Here is a 16,244-nt window from a genome sequence, read left to right as displayed (position 1 = left end):
CTTCAACCATGAGACTTAATGCACTCCCGCACCGCGCCGGTGCGCATGCGGCGCGAGTGGCGGCCGATGACGGCGAGCGGCTGGGGTTCGTCACCCTCGCGCAGTTCCTGCGCCAGCTGCCGCCGGAGCTGTCGGTTCTGCACGACGGCGGCAACGGGGCGGAGCGGCTGCGCTGGGTGGAGCCGAGCGAGCTGGAGGATCCCACCCCGTACCTGCTCGACGGCGAGTTCCTGCTCACCGCCGGCCTCCCGTTCCTGGGCGGGGGCGGAGCCGAAAACCTCGTGGACGCCTACGTGCGGCGGCTGGTCGGAGCGCACGTCTCCGCCCTGGGCTTCGGCCTGGAACCGTACTTCGACGCGGTGCCCGACGCCGTGCTGCAGGCCTGCCGGCGGCACAACCTGACCCTCGTGGCCGTCCCGAAGACCGTTCCCTTCGCCGCCGTCGGGCTGGCCTTCTCGCAATTGCTGGAATCGGACAACGCCACGACGTTCCGGCAGCTCGCGGACACGAACCGGCAGCTGATGCGCGCGGTGCTGTCGGCGCGGCCGGAACACGAGCTCCTGGCCGCCCTCGTGCAGCGGGTTCCGGTCTGGGCGGTCCTGGTGGGCACCGACGGGCGGGTGCGTGCCCGCGGAACCGCCGGCGCGGCCACGCCGGGCGTGGACGCGGCAACGCTGCAGCCCCTGCTGGCGAGGCTGCTCTCCGGCAGCGGCCCGCGCGTGGAGCTTGACTCGTCCGGCACGGCAGGTTCGGCGCTGGTCTTCGGGTATCCCCTGCGCAGCACCCGGGACGCCAACCTGGGCGCCCTGGTCCTGGGCACCGATGCCCCGCTGACTCCGGCCCAGAACAGCGTCGTCTCCACCGCCGTCGGGCTGCTGGAACTGCTGGTGCGCCAGCGCACCAGCGGCTCACTGGCCCCCAGCCAGCTGGCCACCGCGCTGCTGCTGCATCCTGACAGCCTGGCGTCCGGAGGCACCCGCTACCTCAACGGGCTCAAGGACCTGCTGGCGCAGAGCGTCTCCTCCACCCGGTCCGGGCAGCTGCGAGTGATCCTGGGCATCCGCCCGGAGGCGGCCGCAACCCCCGCCGCTCCCGTGCGGGAGCTGCTGGAGTGGCGCCGGATGTTTGATACCAAGCTGGTGGAGATCACCGACTCCGGCTTTGCCGCCATCACCCGGCTGAAGGTCGACGACGCCCTGCTGGCAGGCGTAGAACGGCTCGGCTGGCGCCTCGTGATCGGCAGCGCCACCGAGCTCTCGGGACTTGCGGAGGCCTACCGGCGGGCCTGGTCCCTTCGCGGCCGCGTCGGGACCACCGGACGCAGCGTCCGGGTGGATGACGTGACCTGGTCCGTGGCCGGCCTGCTCGGCAAGGAAGCCGGCGCCATGCTGGCCGCCCGGCTGCTGGCGCCCGTGCTGGCGCAGGCACCGGAGCGGCGGGACGCCCTGCTCGGGATCCTCCGCGCCTGGCTCGGCGAGAACGGCAGCTGGGACGCCACAGCCAAAGCCACCGGCCTGCACCGCAACAGCATCCGCCGGCAGGTCGGCCTGCTCGCGGAGCTGCTGGAGCTGGACCTCAACCAGGCGCAGGCCCGGGCCGAGCTGTGGATTGCCCTGCAGTACACGGACGAGCCGCCCGGGGTGCCGCCGGCGCCGGATGCCCCTGCCTCGCCGGACGCCCCGGAGTCCGGTACCGGTCAGCTGCCCCAGGAGCGGTAGATCTCCGGCCGGCGATCAGCCAGGTACGCTACCTCGTGGCCGGCGGCACCTGGCTCCGGCAGCTCGGCGAACAGCAGTTCGGCCCCGGTGCCGGCCGAGGCCAGGAGCCCGCCGTCCTGGGCTGCGATGACGCTGCCGCCCAGGAAGTCGCAGCCCTCCTCCGTCCCGCTGTGGTTCGCATAGGCCACCGTCAGATGATTCTCCAGGGCCCGCGCCCTGATCAGCACCTGCGGCACGGCATCGAATCCCTCCGCGAGTGCTGTGGGCACCAGGAGCAGCTCGGCGCCGCGCACCGCTGCGGCACGGACGGCCTCAGGGAACTCCACGTCGTAGCAGATCACCAGTGAGGTCCTGATCCCGTGGAAGTCCACGACGCCGGGGCTGGCCCCGGCGGGCACAAACGCCCGGCGCTCCTCCGGCCCGAAGAGGTGAACCTTGGCGTAGCTAAGCAGCTCCTCGCCGTTCTGATCGACGAGGGTGGCCGTGATCTGCCATTCCCCCGCTGCGGTGACGGCGGGGAGGCTGTAGACCAGCGCGATGCCGTTCCGGCGGGCAATCTCCGCCAGGGCCGTCCGGATGGAGGGCAGCGCCGCCGGGTCAAGCTCCGCCCGCAGCCGGAGGGGCGCATACCCCACCGGGAAAAGCTCCGGGGTGAGGAGCAGCCGGGCGCCGGCCGCGGCAGCCCTGCCGGCGGCGGCATCCACCGCAGCGCAGTTGGCGTCAACGTCCAGCACGGCGGCGTTCGCCTGCATCAGGGCCAGTAGCACCATTACCACCTCAGCATCCTTACGGCCCGCCCTTCGCGGCGGACTCTCGCCTTTCCAGCGTAGCCATCCGCCAGCGTCGGCGTCCCGGTGCATTTCCGCCCGGCCGCGGCGGAAGCGGGGCGGAATGCCCCGCCGGCCGCGGGGAAAGGAGGGCGGAACACCCCGCCGGCCGCGGCAGACGCCCCGGCGGACACTGCACCGAGCCGCGCACCGGCCCTGCCGGCCGACTTCCGGAGCTATCATGCGTTAACTTCTTGACTACAAGACGCGGATGGGGCAATCTTCATTGCATGCCCTCACCAACGCGCGCAACGAGGAGCCGATCCAAAAACCCCGGATCGCAATCCGCACTCCGGCATCTGAACCAACAGCGGATCATTGAATGCCTGCTCGCCGGCCCCTCCACGCAGGCGGAACTGGCACGGCAGACCGGCCTCTCCACGGCCACGGTCTCCAACATCGTCAAGATCATGCAGGACGCCGGGTTGGCCTCCACCGAACCGATCACCAGCTCCGGCCGGCGGGCCCTGAACGTCCGGCTCAACAGCAACGGGGCCGTCGCCGTCGGCATCGACTTCGGCCGCCGGCACCTGCGCGTCGTCCTCGCCTCCCTGAGCTACCACGTGATCGCCGAGGAATCGGTCCTGCTCCCCCTGGGCCACCACGCCGAGGAAGGCATCACCGCCGCCGTCGGACTGCTGGACCGGCTGCTGGCCGGCAGCGGCGTGGAACGCAGTGCGGTGGTGGGCGCCGGCGTCGGCATCCCGGGCCCCATCGACCGCCGCGCCGGGACGGTGGCGCAGGGCGCCATCCTGCCCGAATGGGTGGGCCTCAACATTCTCCAGCGCCTCGAGGAGGCGCTGGATCTCCCGGTTTTCCTCGACAACGACGCCAATCTCGGGGCCCTGTCGGAGGTGACCTGGGGGCCGCACACCGGCACCAGCAACCTGCTGTTCCTCAAGATCGGGTCCGGCATCGGCGCGGGGCTGATCCTGAACGGGATGCCCTACTACGGCAACGTCGGCATCACCGGCGAAATCGGCCACGCGACCATCCACGAGCACGGGCTGGTGTGCCGCTGCGGGAACCGCGGCTGCCTGGAAACCATCGCCTCCACCACCACCATGATCGAACTCCTGGGCCGCGGGGAGGACGCGCCGCTCACCCCGGAGGACATCGTCCGCAAGGCCCTCGCCCGGGACTCCGCGACCCTGCGCGTGGTGGACGACGCCGGGCTCGCCGTCGGCCGCGCCCTGGGCAATGTGGCCAACCTGATCAACCCCGAAGTGATCGTGGTGGGCGGCCCGCTGGCGGGCCTCGGCGAGCTCCTGCTGGGTCCGATCCGGCGGGGCCTGGTCCGGCATGCCGTGCCCGTCATCGGCGAGACGACGACGCTCACGATGTCTTCCCTGGGGGACCGCGCCGAGGCCCTGGGCGCCACCGCGTTGGTCTTCCAGCACGCCGGAATCCGGCGGGGATAAGCCTTTCGTTATCGGGCCGTTGCGTTAAAGACTTGACGACAACGCCGTGATCCAGTTTACTTTTCCATCAGACGGCCCTGCGGTTTGCAGGGGCGGACAACGAAGTCATGCATTGGAGGCGTAAGGGCAGATGACGTCCCTCAACACGCACAGCGATCCGATAATCCTCGAGATGCGCTCCATCACCAAAGAATTCCCCGGCGTTAAAGCATTGTCCGAGGTGAACCTGCGGGTAAAGGCCGGTGAAATCCACGCGATCTGCGGTGAGAACGGCGCCGGCAAGTCCACTCTCATGAAGGTGCTCTCGGGGGTTTACCCCTTCGGCACTTACGACGGCGACATCGTCTACCAGGCCGAGGTCCAGCATTTCAAGGACATCCGGGCCAGCGAGCACGCCGGCATCGTGATCATCCACCAGGAGCTCGCGCTGATCCCCGAGCTGTCCATCATGGAGAACATCTTCCTGGGCAACGAACCGACCAAGCGCGGGGTGATCGACTGGGCCGAGGCCCGGACCCGCTCCACCGAGCTTCTGGCCCGGGTCGGACTCCGGGAAGACCCGGAAACCCCGATCAAGGAAATCGGCGTCGGCAAGCAGCAGCTCGTCGAAATCGCCAAGGCCCTGAACAAGTCGGTGAAGCTGCTCATCCTCGACGAGCCCACGGCCGCCCTCAACGAATCCGACTCCCAGCACCTGCTGGACCTCATGCTCGGCCTCAAGGGCCGCGGCATCACGTCCATCATCATTTCCCACAAGCTGAACGAGATCGAGCAGATCGCGGACTCCATCACCATCATCCGTGACGGCAAATCGATCGAGACGCTGAACGTCAAGGCCGACGGCGTCGACGAGGACCGCATCATCAAGGGCATGGTGGGCCGGACTCTGGAATCCAGGTTCCCGGACCACGAGCCGAAGATCGGCGAGGTCTTCTTCGAGGTCAAGAACTGGAACGTGGGCCACCCGCAGGTCCCGGACCGCATGGTCTGCAAGAACTCCAACTTCTTCGTCCGCCGCGGCGAGATCGTCGGCTTCGCAGGGCTGATGGGCGCCGGGCGCACCGAGCTCGCCCGCTCCGTTTTCGGCCGGTCCTACGGCCAATTCCTCTCCGGACAGATCCACATGGACGGCAAGGACGTCGAACTCAAGAGCGTCAAGCAGGCGATCGACGCCGGGTTGGGCTACGTTACCGAGGACCGCAAGTCCCTGGGGCTGAACCTGCTGGACGACATCAAGGCAACCACCGTCTCGGCCAACCTCAAAAAGGTGAGCAAACACAACGTGATTGACGCCAACCAGGTCTTCACCGTCGCCGAACAGTACCGCAAGTCCCTGCGGACCAAGGCCCCGTCGGTGGAAGAGGGCGTGGGAAAACTCTCCGGCGGCAACCAGCAGAAGGTGGTGCTGGCGAAGTGGATGTTCACCGACCCTGAGCTGCTGATCCTGGACGAGCCCACCCGAGGGATCGACGTCGGCGCCAAGTATGAGATCTACGGCATCATCCAGCAGCTGGCCAACCAGGGGAAGGGCGTCATCGTGATTTCCTCGGAGCTGCCCGAACTGCTGGGCCTCTCGGACCGCATCTACACCATCTTCGAAGGCGCCATTACCGGCGTGCTCAACAAGGACGAAGCCAGCCAGGAAACGCTCATGAAACTCATGACTTCGGCCCGCAAAACCGCCTGACCCGCTGGGGCCAACTGCTCCGTACCCTCCGGAAACAAGGACTGAAACAATGAACGCGCTCAAGAAGCTCTTTGGCGGCAACACCCGCCAATTCGGCATGATCTTCGCCCTGGTGGCCCTGATCGTCTTCTTCCAGATTGCAACCGATGGCCGGACGCTCACCCCGGGCAACGTCATCAACCTCTTCAACGGCAACTCCTACATCCTGATCCTTGCCATCGGCATGGTCCTGGTGATCATTGCCGGCCACATCGACCTCTCCGTTGGCTCCGTTGCGGCGTTCGTTGGCGTTTGCGTGGCCCTCTTCATCCGGGACTGGGGCATCCCCTGGTACCTCGGAATCCTGATGGGGCTGGGGCTGGGCGTGCTGATCGGAGCCTGGCAGGGATTCTGGGTGGCCTACGTCGGCATTCCGGCGTTCATCGTCACGCTGTCCGGCATGCTCATTTTCCGCGGCGCCAACCAGTACGTCGGCAAGTCCAACACCATCCCGGTGCCGACCGAGTTCCAGAAGATCGGTTCCGGCTATCTGCCCGAGATCGGGCCGGACACCGGCTACAACAACCTCACCGTGTTGCTGGGCCTGCTCGCTGTCGCCTTCGTGGTCTTCAGTGAGATCCGCTCCCGCCGCAACGCCAAGGCCCTCGGTGCCGAGGTCCCGGAAGCCTGGGTCAGTATCGTCAAGCTGGTCCTGATCTGCGGCGCCATCCTTTACGCCACCTACCTCTTCGCCACCGGCCGGCCGGGCACGTCCTTCCCGATCCCGGGCCTGATCCTGGCTGCGCTTGTGATCATCTACGGGTTCATCTCCTCCAAGACCGTCATCGGCCGCCACATCTACGCGGTCGGCGGCAACCGGCACGCAGCTGAGCTCTCCGGCGTGCAGTCCAAGAAGGTCAACTTCCTGGTCATGATGAACATGTCCCTCCTGGCCGGCCTCGCCGGCATGATCTTCGTCGGCCGCTCCACCGCCTCCGGCCCGTTCGACGGCGTCGGCTGGGAACTGGACGCCATCGCGGCTGTGTTCATCGGCGGCGCCGCGGTGACCGGCGGCGTCGGCACCGTGATCGGCTCGATCGTCGGCGGCCTGGTGATGGCCGTGCTGAACAACGGCCTGCAGCTGCTCGGCGTCGGCGCCGACCTGACCCAGATCATCAAGGGCCTCGTGCTCCTGATCGCCGTCGCCTTCGACGTCTACAACAAGTCCCAGGGCAAGAAATCCATCATCGGCATGCTCATGAAGAACTTCGGCCGCAGCAGCGAGATCAAGGCCGACGAGACCACCTCCACCAAAGAGGTCATCTCCAGGGGCATCTGATCCGCTCCTGATCCGTTCCATCACGATTCTCCGCACACCATCTAAAGAAAGTGAACCAAGCAATGCGACTGATTGGTAAAGCAGGAAAGGCAGCAGCAATCGCTGCTATTGCGGCACTGGCGCTGACAGCCTGCGGCCGCGCCGACACCGGGACCACTGGCGGTTCCACCACCGGCGGGGAAGCATTCCCGAAAGACTCCCTGATCGGCGTCGCGCTCCCCCAGAAGACCAGCGAAAACTGGGTCCTGGCGGAGACGCTCTTCAACGACGGCCTCACCGCTGCCGGTTTTAAACCGGATGTGCAGTTCGCCAACGGCGGCGTTTCGGAACAGCAGAACCAGATCAGCGCCATGATCACCAAGGGCGCCAAGGTCATCATCGTCGGTGCCATCGACGGTGCTCAGCTGGGCACCCAGCTGCAGCAGGCCAAGGAATCCGGCGCCACGGTCATCGCGTATGACCGTCTGCTCCTGAACACCGCCAACGTGGACTACTACGTGGCCTACGACAACTTCAAGGTCGGTGAACTCCAGGGCCAGGCGCTGCTGGAAGGCATGAAGGCCAAGAAGCCGGAAGGCCCGTACAACATCGAGCTCTTCGCCGGTTCCCCGGATGACGCCAACGCGAAGGTCTTCTTCGACGGCGCAATGAGCGTCCTGAAGCCGAAGATCGACGACGGCACCCTCAAGGTGCTGTCCGGCCAGACGACCTTTGAGCAGGCTGTCACCCAGGGCTGGAAGGCAGAGAACGCCCAGCGCCGCATGGACACCCTGCTCGCCGGGACCTACAGCACTGCACCCCTCGACGGTGTGCTGTCCCCGAACGACACGCTGGCCCGAGCGATCATCACCTCGGTGAAGGCTGCCGGCAAGCCGATTCCGGTCGTCACCGGCCAGGACTCCGAAGTCGAGTCCGTGAAGTCCATCATGGCCGGGGAGCAGTACTCCACCATCAACAAGGACACCAGCAAGCTCGTGGAGCACGCAATCACCATGGTCAAGGACCTCCAGGCCGGCAAGACGCCTGAGGTCAACGATGACAAGTCCTACAACAACACGGTCAAGGTTGTTCCGGCCTACCTGCTGGAGCCGGTCATCGTGACGCAGGAGAACGTCTACACGGAATACGTCAACGATCCGGTGCTCGGACCGATCACCAAGCAGTAGTTCCTGTCTGAACAGCACCTCAAAGAGCCCCGGCACCGCCTCCTGGCGGGCCGGGGCTTTTTGCTGCCCAAAATCCCGCGCCGGCCATTCCGGCCGGCCCAAGATCCCAAGGAGTCACGTGAGCGTCCTTGCCCGGAGTGTAGGCAACGCCTTCAGAAGCAAGGTCCGAACAGCGGCCGTGGTCGCCCTGCTGGCGGTTGCCATCGGCCTCGCGCTCGCCATGCTGGTGGCCAACAAGACCGACCGGCGGTTCCGGCTCCAGCAGCTCCGGCGGCCCCCAACCCGACGCACCCTCAGCTCCGGCGTGCACAAACCAGGGACCTCCCCCGCCCGGGTGAGAGGATGACTCCATGACCGCCCACATCGCCACACCCTGGTTGTTCAGCCAGCCGGACCCCGATCCCCGCACCGCCACCGGCGCCAGGCTGCGCTGGGGCGTCATCGCCACGGGAGGCATCGCGGCGTCCGTGACCCGCGACCTGGAGCTCCTTTCCGACGCCGAGCTGTACGCGGTCAGTTCGCGCACCCAGGCGGCAGCGGATGCCTTCGCCGCGGATTTCGGCTTCGCCCGGGCGTACGGTGACCTCAACGGGCAGACCGGCTACGAACGGCTGCTCGCCAGTGACGCAGTCGACGTCGTCTATGTCGCCACGCCCCACGCCCACCACCACGAAATCGCGCTGGCGGCCCTGAACGCCGGCAAGCACGTGCTGTGCGAGAAGGCGCTTACCGTCAACGCGCGGGAGGCCTCCGAGCTGGTTTCGCTGGCGCGGGCCAAGGGGCTGTTCCTGATGGAGGCCATGTGGAGCCGCTTCCTGCCGAGCATGCAGCGGGCTTTCGAAATCGCCGCCTCCGGCGAGATCGGCGAGGTCAAGTGGGTGGGGGCGGACTTGGGCTTCCCGGCGCCGTATTCGCCCACCTCACGCCTGTGGGCCCCGAAGGATGGCGGCGGCGCGCTGCTGGACATCACGGTGTACCCGCTGCTCTGGGCCCTGGGCACCCTGGGCTTCCCGCAGACGGTCAGCGCTACCGGCTGGCTTAACGACGACGGCGTGGACGCCCAGAACGCTCTGACCCTCGGGTACCACCACGGAGCCCAGGCGCAACTGACCTCATCCCTGCTGGCGCACGGCCCCCGGACGGCTACCGTGGCCGGCAGCCAGGGGTTTCTGCAGGCCATCGGCTCGATCAACAACCCCAAGGAGCTTCAGGTACGCGTCGGCTTCGACGAAGCGCGCAGCGAGTCCTTCGACGTCGTCGGCCGGGGATACTGCTATGAACTGCGCGAGGTGACCCGGTGCATCCAGCACGGACTCATCGAGAGCCCCGTAATGCCGCTTGAGGACTCCCTGAACACCATGCGGCTGTTCGACGGCGTGCGTGCCCAGCTGGGTGTCAGCTACCCGAACGACGCGCGGTGACGCTCGTTTCCTCCCCATAAATACGCCCAAGGTTACTTTGGGCTCTGGACTCGCCCCCGCGCGCGGACTTACCCTATAGGGAACCGTCGAGCATTATGGGGAATTGGGGTGTGCGCGTGGACCCAGCAGCAGTCCCGATGCGCTCGCGCCGTCCGCTCCGGCGGATCATCCTCGGCGGCGCCGCCGGACTCGCCTGGCTGGCGCTCTCCGCGACAGCTGCCGGCGCGGACGACACTGCCACCCCCGCTCCCGCAGCCGACGTCACCGTCGCCGGAACCACGGCCCTCGCCGCGGCCGCTGCCCCCGCGGCCACACTGCCCGCGGCGGCAGCCCCAGCAACTGTCGAAGCCGCTGCAACGGCCGGTCTCACCCCTGGGGGAACGCCTTGGGCAACTGTTCCGGTCCCGGCACCCACCGGGGAGCCGACGCCGGACCCCGCCGTCACCACGCCGCCGGCCTCCCCGGCCGAGCCGGTCACTGCCCCGGTTCCGTCCCCCACGCCGATTGATTCCGGCCCGACGCCCTCGCCCGCTCCGGACCCGGCTGTAACTTACCCGGCTCTCCCGCCGGGTCCAACGACGCCCGTTGCCGCTCCCGCGCCAAGACTCCCCGTCATTGCCCCGGTCACCGCTCCGACGCCCACGCCCACGGAATCCGCCCCCACGCCCGCGCCCACGCCCACGGTCACAGCCCCCACGCGCCCGCACAGGGACAAGGCCACCGCTCCCACGCGCCCGCACAGGGACAAGGCCACCGCTCCCACGCGCCCGCACAGGGACAAGGCCACCGCTCCCACGCGCCCGCACAGGGACAAGGACAAGTACAAGGACACGGTCCCGAATCCGTCGCCCACACCTACGCCCACAGTCCCGGATTTGTCGCCCACACCCACACCCACAGTCCCGAATTCGTCGCCCACGGCCCCGGCACCTGCCGAACCCGCAGTAAAGCGCCCCGTGGATGCGGGCCCGCTTCCAGCCCGGCCATCGGTTCCAAACCTGCCGCTCATTGAGGTGGCGCCCAAGGGCATGTCGACGCCGGCGACGGTTCCCGTTCCCCCGGACCCGGTACCCACCGCAAAACCCGACGTCCGGGCCGGCTGCAACGTCACCGAGGATCGCCTGACCGCGCTGCGGGAACGCGCGGCCGCACCCGACATTGAGATCTTCGGGACCCCGCTCTACCTCCCGGCTCTGGACACCCCTGTCCGGCCGAGGGTAGGCGGCCAGCCAACGACGGGTAGCGCTCCCCCGGCTGGCGCAACCCCGGAAGGCACCGTGCCGCCAGCACCTGCCGGCGACGACAGCCCCACCCCCTGGCCCGACGGGACAAATCTGCCCGCGCCCGATGCCCTGCCCGCAGCGCCCGGCTCTGGATCCGGAAATACCGTTTCCTCCGGTGGACCCACCGGTGGGGCCGCCTGGCTTCCCAGCGCGTACCTGGTCATTCCCACAGCCGGCGCTGATCCAATCCGTGGTCCGCTGCAGCACGTGCACTCAGCCGTCGCCGCTGACCCCGGTTCATCTCCTGACTAGTTAGCCGTCTCTGCCCTCCACAGAGCACGGCCAATCGGGCTGCCTTGGGCGCCCGCCAACAGTCATTCAGGAGATTCCCAATGGACGGCAATGTCCGCTGCCGGTATTCCGGCGCCCCTTTTTGCCCTCTCTTTTCCCCCGCCAAGGAACGGACGCGTTCAGCGCCCGCAGCGCTGCACGCTGCCCCGGCACGTCCTGCCGGCCGCCGGGCGCGCCGCAGACCCTCCCAGCACCATAAGGAACGCCCGCCCTAGGGCCGGCTTCCGCTGAGGTCTTGTGAGGCCGGAGTGAGGTCCGTTGGGTCCGCTGGGGGACTCAACGACCTNAGGTCCGTTGGGTCCGCTGGGGGACTCAACGACCTCGCAGGCTCCGGAAAAGCCAGCCGTCGTTGGGTCCGCTGGGGGACTCAACGACCCCGCAGGCTCCGGAAAAGCCAGCCGTCGTTGGGTCCGCTGGGGGACTCAACGGCCCCGCAGGCTCCGGAAAAGCCAGCCGTCGTTGGGTCCGCTGGGGGACTCAACGGCCCCGCAGGCTCCGGAAAAAGCCAGCCGTCGTTGGGTCCGCTGGGGGACTCAACGGCCCCGCAGGCTCCGCAAAAGCAATCCGTCGTTGGGTCCGCTGGGGGACTCAACGGCCCCGCAGGCTCCGCAAAAGCAATCCGTCGTTGGGTCCGCTGGGGGGACTCAACGGCCTCGCGGGATGCGCGAGTCCACCGCACTGCGGCCGTCGATCCGCGGCCGCAGTGCGAGCGGCCGATACCCGTCCCGGTATCATTCTTCAGGGGGCCGCCGTGGCGCCCGGGGAAGGAACGGGGACAACGTGGATACTAGTTCGCCCAATAGCACCACGGCAGAGCTCCTGGGCGGCCGCTACCGGCTGGGGGAACTGATCGGCCGGGGCGGAATGGCGTCCGTCTACAGCGCCAAGGACGTGAATCTCGGCCGGGAGGTGGCACTCAAGCTTTTTGCCCCGCAGTCCGCCGATCCTGACGACCTCAGGCGTCAGGAAGCCGAAATTGAACTCCTGGCCACCCTGAACCATCCGAGCCTGGTGACCCTCTTCGACGCCGGCACGGACACCCGCATCCCGGAGGAACCCCGGCCGTTCCTGACCATGGAACTGGTGGACGGGCAGGACCTCCGGGCGCGGATCCGGCACAGTCCGTTGCCGCTGGCCGATATCGCGGTCATCGGAGCCGGTGTGGCGGACGCCCTGGCCTACCTGCATTCGCTCGGCATCGTCCACCGGGACATCAAGCCGGCAAACATCCTGCTCGTTCCGGTCCGCCCCGGGGAACCCCTGCGGCCGAAGCTCACCGACTTCGGGATTGCGCGCATGATGGACGGGACCCGGCTGACCGCCACGGGCACCATGGTGGGAACCGCCGCGTACTTGAGTCCGGAACAGTCCCGCGGCGCGGACCTAGGTCCGGCAAGCGACATTTACTCCCTGGGGCTGGTCCTGCTGGAATGCATCAAGGGTGAATTGGAATACCCCGGCAGTGCCGTGGAATCCGCCGTCGCGAGACTGCACCGGGCCCCGGCCGTCCCCGATTCAGTGCCCGTCGAATGGGCCACACTGATTCGGGCCATGACAGCGCTGGATCCCCTGGAACGTCCGTCCGCCGCGGACCTCGAAGTGGCGCTGCGACATGCCTTGGTTTCGCCCGAGTCACTTCCCGGACTCCCCGCCGAGGAACGTACCCGCGTCCTGCCGGCCCCGCCGGCCCGTCCCCCGCTGTTGTCCTCGGCCGCACCACGCGCCAACCCCGGGACGCTTGCCATGCCCGTTGGTGACCCGGCTGCCGCCACAGTTGCCGCCGCCGGCAACGGCGGCAGTGCCAGCACCGCCGCCCGGGCCGGGTACCTGCTGGACCCGGACGCGGTCACCACCCCGCGGGCAAACCGCGACTCCTGGCCGTCCCGGACCGCCTCGCGCTTCCGGCTGGCTGGCCGCCGCACCCAGATCCTGCTGTCCCTCGCGCTCCTGGCGCTCGTGACGGGTGCCGTTACGGCTGCCGTCGCTCTGGCAGCACCTGAACCACCCGCCGTCGTCCCCTATCCGGCCGTGACCGGGGACCTGGGGCAGCACCTGCAAGAGCTGCAGAAGAGTGTAGAACCATGAAGCTGACCGCCCGTCCGGCACAGACTGCCCGGTCCCGATTCCGTCCTCGCCGCACCCGCCCGCTCCTCGCGGGTTGGCTCCTCGGCACGGCGCTGCTCACCGGTGCCCTGGCCGGCTGCGCCGCGGCCCCGGAACTGGACCGCACCGCCGCCCGGGAGCTTCAATCCCAGGTCCTTGCCGTGACCGAGGCCGCCGCCGCCAATGATCCGGCCGCGTCGCTGAAACATCTCGACCAACTCGTACTGAAACTGGACGAAGCGGCCGCCCGTGGCGAGGTGTCCTTTCAACGGCACCAGAGCATCCGGAAGTCCGTCGATACGGTCCGCGTGGACCTCAACGCCCGGCAGGCCGAAGCCGCCCGGGTTGCCGCCGAAGAGGAAGCGGCCGCGCAGGCCGCGGCCGCCGCCCGGGCCGAGGCAGCCGCCGCAGCGGCCGCAGCGGCGGCTCCCCCGCCCGCCGTCGCGCCACCGGCCGACGGCGGCAAGGCCAAGGGCAAGGGTCAGGGCAAAGACCAAAACAAGGACGACGACTAGCGCCATGGCGATCCCCTAGCGGGCCGAAGGAGGGAGGAGTCCGCGGGCTCCCCCTCCTTCGGGAAACGCCGAGCGGCGCACCGGGAATCTCCGGTGCGCCGTTCGGGGTGGAACGCTGTGCGGGGTCAAGCAATACCGGCAGGACACCGGTTCGTGGACCTAGCCCAGCATGGACAGCACATCGCTGAACTTCGCCGAGGGCCGCATGGCCGCGGTCACCTTGGCCTCGTCCGGGTGGTAGTACCCGCCGAGGTCCACCGGGGAACCCTGGACGGCGAGGAGCTCACCGAGGATGGTCTCCTCCGCGGAATCCAGTGCGCCGGAAACAGCAGCGAATGCCGCGGCCAGTTCGGCGTCGTCGGTCTGGCGGGACAGTTCCTGCGCCCAGAACTTGGCCAGGTAGTAGTGGCTGCCGCGGTTGTCGAGCTCGCCGGCCTTGCGCTTCGGGGACTTGTCCTCGAGCAGGAAGGTGCCGGTGGCGCGGTCCAGCGTGTCGGCGAGGATCTGCGCGCGGGCGTTGCCGGTGGACGTGGCCAGGTGCTCGAAGCTGACGGCGAGGGCCAGGAACTCACCCAGGCTGTCCCAGCGCAGGTGGTTTTCCTTGAGCAGCTGCTGGACGTGCTTCGGGGCGGAGCCGCCGGCGCCGGTCTCGAAGAGGCCGCCGCCGTTGATCAGCGGAACCACCGAGAGCATCTTGGCGCTGGTGCCCAGTTCCAGGATGGGGAACAGGTCAGTGAGGTAGTCGCGCAGCACGTTGCCGGTCACCGAGATGGTGTCCTCGCCCTTGCGGATACGTTCCAGGGTGAAGGCCGTGGCCTCCTCCGGGGACATGATGCCGATCTGCAGGCCCTCGGTGTCGTGCTCCTTGAGGTACTCCTCGACCTTCGCGATCATCTGGGCGTCGTGGGCGCGGCTCTTGTCCAGCCAGAAGATGGCCGGCATGGCGGAGGCGCGCGCGCGGGTGACGGCCAGCTTGACCCAGTCGCGGACCGGGACATCCTTGGTCTGGCAAGCGCGCCAGATGTCGCCCGCGGCGACCTGGTGCTCGATCAGCACCGTGCCGGCGTCGTCGATTAGCTGGACGGTGCCGGCGGACTGGATCTCAAAGGTCTTGTCGTGGCTGCCGTACTCCTCGGCGGCCTGCGCCATCAGGCCGACGTTCGGGACGGTGCCCATGGTGGTCGGGTCGAAGGCGCCGTGGGCGCGGCAGTCATTGACGACGACCTGGTAGATGCCGGCGTAGCTGCTGTCCGGGAGGACGGCGAGCGTGTCGGCTTCCTGGCCGTCGCGGCCCCACATGTGGCCGGAGCTGCGGATCATGGCCGGCATGGAGGCATCCACAATCACGTCGGAGGGGACGTGCAGGTTCGTGATGCCCTTGTCCGAATCGACCATGGCCAGCTCGGGGCCGTCGTTCAGGCCTTCCTTGATGGCCGCCTCGACGTCGCCGCGGATCTCCTCGGGGAGGTCCTCGAGGCCGTTGAGGATGGAGGCCAGGCCGTTGTTCGGGCTCAGGCCGGCGGCGGCGATCTGGGCGCCGTAGGTGTCGAAGAGCTCGGCGAAGTACGCCTTGACGACGTGTCCGAAGATGATCGGGTCGGAGACCTTCATCATGGTCGCCTTGAGGTGGGCGGAGAACAGCACGCCCTCTTCCTTGGCGCGGGCCACCTGGGCCGTGAGAAAGGTGTCCAGGGCGGCGGCGCGCATCACGGTGCCGTCGACGATCTCGCCGGCGAGGACGGGGAAGGCCCGCTTGAGGACCTTGACCGTGCCGTCTTCCTTGACCAGCTGGATCTTGACGTTTCCGTCAGCCTTGATGACCACGGACTTCTCGTTGGAGCGGAAGTCATCGGCGTCCATGGTGGCGACGTTGGTCTTGGACTCGGCGGTCCAGGCACCCATGCTGTGCGGGTTCTGCCGGGCGTAGGCCTTGACCGAAAGCGGTGCGCGGCGGTCGGAGTTGCCTTCACGCAGCACCGGGTTGACGGCGGAGCCCTTGATCTTGTCGAAGCGGGAGCGGATGTCCGTCTCTTCGTCCGAGGAGGGGTTGTCCGGGTAGTCCGGGAGGGCGTAGCCCTGGCCCTGGAGCTCCGCGATGGCGGCCTTCAGCTGCGGCGTCGAGGCGCTGATGTTGGGCAGCTTGATGATGTTCGCTTCGGGCTTCTTGACGAGGCCGCCAAGTTCGGCCAGGGCGTCACTGACGCGCTGCTCTTCGGTGAGGTAGTCGCCGAACGCGGCGATGATACGGCCGGCCAGCGAGATGTCGCGGGTCTCCACTTCCACACCGGCAGTCGAAGCGAAGGCTTCGACAATCGGCAAGAACGAATAGGTGGCCAGCATCGGCGCTTCGTCGGTGTGGGTATAGATAATCTTTGCCATTGCTCGGGCGTCTCCCTGAAGGTCTGGGTATTTCCGGAATTTTTTGCCAATTCAACACACCTAACTTACCCGAGGGAGTAGGGTTACCGCCTACCGGCGTCGTGCGCCCCGGGCT

The 16,244-nt window shown here is 68.0% G+C and carries 12 protein-coding genes; 10 read left to right on the top strand and 2 right to left on the bottom strand.

Features of this window, described 5'->3' with window-relative positions; translation table 11 throughout:
* Window positions 1-8: 8 nt before the first annotated feature.
* On the top strand, window positions 9-1,718 hold the full coding sequence (locus ACZYZ5_RS18000; RefSeq protein ID WP_463903570.1) for a PucR family transcriptional regulator ligand-binding domain-containing protein: 1,710 nt from the start codon (window positions 9-11) through the stop codon (window positions 1,716-1,718).
* Here the strand turns inward: ACZYZ5_RS18000 and ACZYZ5_RS17995 are convergent.
* The gene (locus tag ACZYZ5_RS17995) at window positions 1,697-2,488 is read right to left on the bottom strand and encodes a nitrilase-related carbon-nitrogen hydrolase (RefSeq protein WP_463903615.1); all 792 of its coding nucleotides are present in this window, start codon (window positions 2,486-2,488) and stop codon (window positions 1,697-1,699) included. The genes ACZYZ5_RS18000 and ACZYZ5_RS17995 overlap by 22 nt on opposite strands.
* Before the next feature lie 287 nt (window positions 2,489-2,775).
* Between ACZYZ5_RS17995 and ACZYZ5_RS17990 the strand changes: the two genes are divergently transcribed.
* The 9 genes from ACZYZ5_RS17990 to ACZYZ5_RS17950 all read left to right on the top strand — a co-directional run bounded on the left by ACZYZ5_RS17990 (window position 2,776) and on the right by ACZYZ5_RS17950 (window position 13,750).
* Window positions 2,776-3,966, top strand: a complete 1,191-nt coding sequence (locus tag ACZYZ5_RS17990) for an ROK family transcriptional regulator (RefSeq protein ID WP_463903568.1) — start codon at window positions 2,776-2,778, stop codon at window positions 3,964-3,966.
* Between the two features lie 130 nt (window positions 3,967-4,096).
* Complete coding sequence (gene mmsA, locus ACZYZ5_RS17985) at window positions 4,097-5,653, top strand: multiple monosaccharide ABC transporter ATP-binding protein (protein WP_463903566.1); 1,557 nt, start codon at window positions 4,097-4,099, stop codon at window positions 5,651-5,653.
* A gap of 49 nt (window positions 5,654-5,702) precedes the next feature.
* On the top strand, window positions 5,703-6,971 hold the full coding sequence (mmsB, locus tag ACZYZ5_RS17980) for a multiple monosaccharide ABC transporter permease (RefSeq protein WP_463903564.1): 1,269 nt from the start codon (window positions 5,703-5,705) through the stop codon (window positions 6,969-6,971).
* 62 nt (window positions 6,972-7,033) lie between these two features.
* Window positions 7,034-8,137: a substrate-binding domain-containing protein gene (locus ACZYZ5_RS17975; RefSeq protein ID WP_463903563.1), complete on the top strand. Its 1,104-nt coding sequence runs from the start codon at window positions 7,034-7,036 to the stop codon at window positions 8,135-8,137.
* Between the two features lie 118 nt (window positions 8,138-8,255).
* A complete protein-coding gene (locus ACZYZ5_RS17970) occupies window positions 8,256-8,483 on the top strand; it encodes a hypothetical protein (RefSeq protein WP_463903617.1) in 228 nt (75 codons plus the stop codon).
* Between the two features lie 4 nt (window positions 8,484-8,487).
* Window positions 8,488-9,558, top strand: a complete 1,071-nt coding sequence (locus ACZYZ5_RS17965) for a Gfo/Idh/MocA family protein (protein WP_463903562.1) — start codon at window positions 8,488-8,490, stop codon at window positions 9,556-9,558.
* A 116-nt stretch (window positions 9,559-9,674) separates the two neighbouring features.
* A complete protein-coding gene (locus tag ACZYZ5_RS17960; RefSeq protein WP_463903561.1) occupies window positions 9,675-11,093 on the top strand; it encodes a hypothetical protein in 1,419 nt (472 codons plus the stop codon).
* A gap of 903 nt (window positions 11,094-11,996) precedes the next feature.
* Window positions 11,997-13,217, top strand: a complete 1,221-nt coding sequence (locus ACZYZ5_RS17955; protein ID WP_463903614.1) for a serine/threonine-protein kinase — start codon at window positions 11,997-11,999, stop codon at window positions 13,215-13,217.
* Window positions 13,214-13,750 carry a mucin-associated surface protein gene (locus ACZYZ5_RS17950; RefSeq protein WP_463903560.1) on the top strand — a complete coding sequence of 179 codons (537 nt, stop codon included), beginning with the start codon at window positions 13,214-13,216 and terminating at the stop codon, window positions 13,748-13,750. The genes ACZYZ5_RS17955 and ACZYZ5_RS17950 overlap by 4 nt, the downstream gene beginning before the upstream one ends.
* Window positions 13,751-13,909: 159 nt before the next feature.
* Here ACZYZ5_RS17950 and ACZYZ5_RS17945 read toward each other — a convergent pair whose 3' ends face one another.
* A complete protein-coding gene (locus ACZYZ5_RS17945; protein ID WP_463903559.1) occupies window positions 13,910-16,129 on the bottom strand; it encodes an NADP-dependent isocitrate dehydrogenase in 2,220 nt (739 codons plus the stop codon).
* Between the last annotated feature and the right edge of the window lie 115 nt (window positions 16,130-16,244).

Source organism: Pseudarthrobacter ribosi (assembly GCF_055412865.1).
This window is presented reverse-complemented; position numbering and strand designations above follow the sequence as displayed.

Excerpts from the sequence above, each read along its gene's own strand:
- ACZYZ5_RS18000 (WP_463903570.1), top strand. The coding sequence starts at position 9 with ATGAGACTTAATGCACTCCCGCACCGCGCCGGTGCGCATGCGGCGCGA.
- ACZYZ5_RS17995 (WP_463903615.1), bottom strand. The coding sequence starts at position 2,488 with ATGGTGCTACTGGCCCTGATGCAGGCGAACGCCGCCGTGCTGGACGTT.
- ACZYZ5_RS17990 (WP_463903568.1), top strand. The coding sequence starts at position 2,776 with ATGCCCTCACCAACGCGCGCAACGAGGAGCCGATCCAAAAACCCCGGA.
- mmsA (WP_463903566.1), top strand. The coding sequence starts at position 4,097 with ATGACGTCCCTCAACACGCACAGCGATCCGATAATCCTCGAGATGCGC.
- mmsB (WP_463903564.1), top strand. The coding sequence starts at position 5,703 with ATGAACGCGCTCAAGAAGCTCTTTGGCGGCAACACCCGCCAATTCGGC.
- ACZYZ5_RS17975 (WP_463903563.1), top strand. The coding sequence starts at position 7,034 with ATGCGACTGATTGGTAAAGCAGGAAAGGCAGCAGCAATCGCTGCTATT.
- ACZYZ5_RS17965 (WP_463903562.1), top strand. The coding sequence starts at position 8,488 with ATGACCGCCCACATCGCCACACCCTGGTTGTTCAGCCAGCCGGACCCC.
- ACZYZ5_RS17955 (WP_463903614.1), top strand. The coding sequence starts at position 11,997 with ATGGCGTCCGTCTACAGCGCCAAGGACGTGAATCTCGGCCGGGAGGTG.
- ACZYZ5_RS17950 (WP_463903560.1), top strand. The coding sequence starts at position 13,214 with ATGAAGCTGACCGCCCGTCCGGCACAGACTGCCCGGTCCCGATTCCGT.
- ACZYZ5_RS17945 (WP_463903559.1), bottom strand. The coding sequence starts at position 16,129 with ATGGCAAAGATTATCTATACCCACACCGACGAAGCGCCGATGCTGGCC.